2 protein-coding genes are annotated in these 957 nt (G+C 65.0%); both read right to left on the reverse strand.

All coding sequences use genetic code 11. The annotated features are described in order from the left end of the window. Positions 1 to 77 precede the first annotated feature (77 nt). Positions 78 to 284 (reverse strand): hypothetical protein, encoded by a 207-nt coding sequence (locus tag PQR02_RS40535; protein WP_408243405.1) that lies wholly within the window; start codon positions 282 to 284, stop codon positions 78 to 80. Between the two features lie 207 nt (positions 285 to 491). Then, positions 492 to 866, reverse strand: a complete 375-nt coding sequence (locus tag PQR02_RS40540; protein WP_408243406.1) for an HU family DNA-binding protein — start codon at positions 864 to 866, stop codon at positions 492 to 494. Positions 867 to 957: the final 91 nt, after the last annotated feature.

The following is a 957-nucleotide window of genomic DNA, read 5'->3' on the forward strand; positions in this document are numbered from 1 at the left end:
AAGCTGGAGCGTCGAGGAGTCTGATGCGCAGGCATCCCGGAATGGGCCGACCGATCGGCCCGCGAAGAGATCCAGCTTCAGAAGAGCTGCTCACCCAGCTCACGCAGGCTGACCCACTTCACCGTGCTCACGAAGGTCCTGCCTGTGGTGCCGAGCGATTTGATCATCGCGCGTTGCCCGCGGGCTTCCGCAATGACGCGCACGATGCGCGTCCGGTAGCGCAGTAACGCACCGATCGTTGGGCACGAGATTTCGCGCCGGGTCCGCGACCGTTTCTTTTCCATACGGCAATCTATTGAGACAAGACATGCAGCGAATCGCAGGGGCCGCAGTATGTCGCGGCATCTCGCCCTGGTCCTACCAGGCCGGCTGGCCGAGGTCCAGGCGTTGCCCGATCACGCCATGCCGTCGCTGCCGCCAGCACCTGTAGCGGCTACGCTGCTGGCCGCCGTGCCATCGGCAGAAATTCGGCCGACGGATTGCGTCTGGTCTCAGGCGCCGTTCACGGCATCCTTGAACGCCTTCCCCGCCGTGAACTTCACTGTCTTCGCAGCCGGGATCTCGATCTCGGCGCCGGTCGCCGGATTGCGGCCGACCCGCGCGGCGCGCGCGCCGGTCGAAAACGAACCGAACCCGACCAGCTGCACCGTGCCGCCCTTCGTCACTTCGCCGGTAATCGCCGCGATTACCGCGTCGATCGCTTCGCCCGTCGCGGCCTTGCTGTCCCCGGTCTTCGCGGCAACCGCATCCACCAGTTCCTGCTTGTTCATTGTTTTCGCCTCGTTGAGTGAATGATGATGCCGACACCCGACCCGACCGGTGCGTTCGTGCGCAATGGGCACGCGACTGCACTGACTTCGCGACATCGGCTGAGGCGCCCGGCCATTGCTGCGTGCAAGGTCCGAGGTGCCCACGGCGAAGCTCGATGGCCTGAATTCTGCGCTAGAGACCCGGCAT

The organism is Paraburkholderia sediminicola (assembly GCF_046026895.1).
Lineage (GTDB): Bacteria > Pseudomonadota > Gammaproteobacteria > Burkholderiales > Burkholderiaceae > Paraburkholderia > Paraburkholderia sediminicola_C.

Excerpts from the sequence above, each read along its gene's own strand:
- PQR02_RS40535 (WP_408243405.1), bottom strand. The coding sequence starts at position 284 with ATGGAAAAGAAACGGTCGCGGACCCGGCGCGAAATCTCGTGCCCAACG.
- PQR02_RS40540 (WP_408243406.1), bottom strand. The coding sequence starts at position 866 with ATGTCGCGAAGTCAGTGCAGTCGCGTGCCCATTGCGCACGAACGCACC.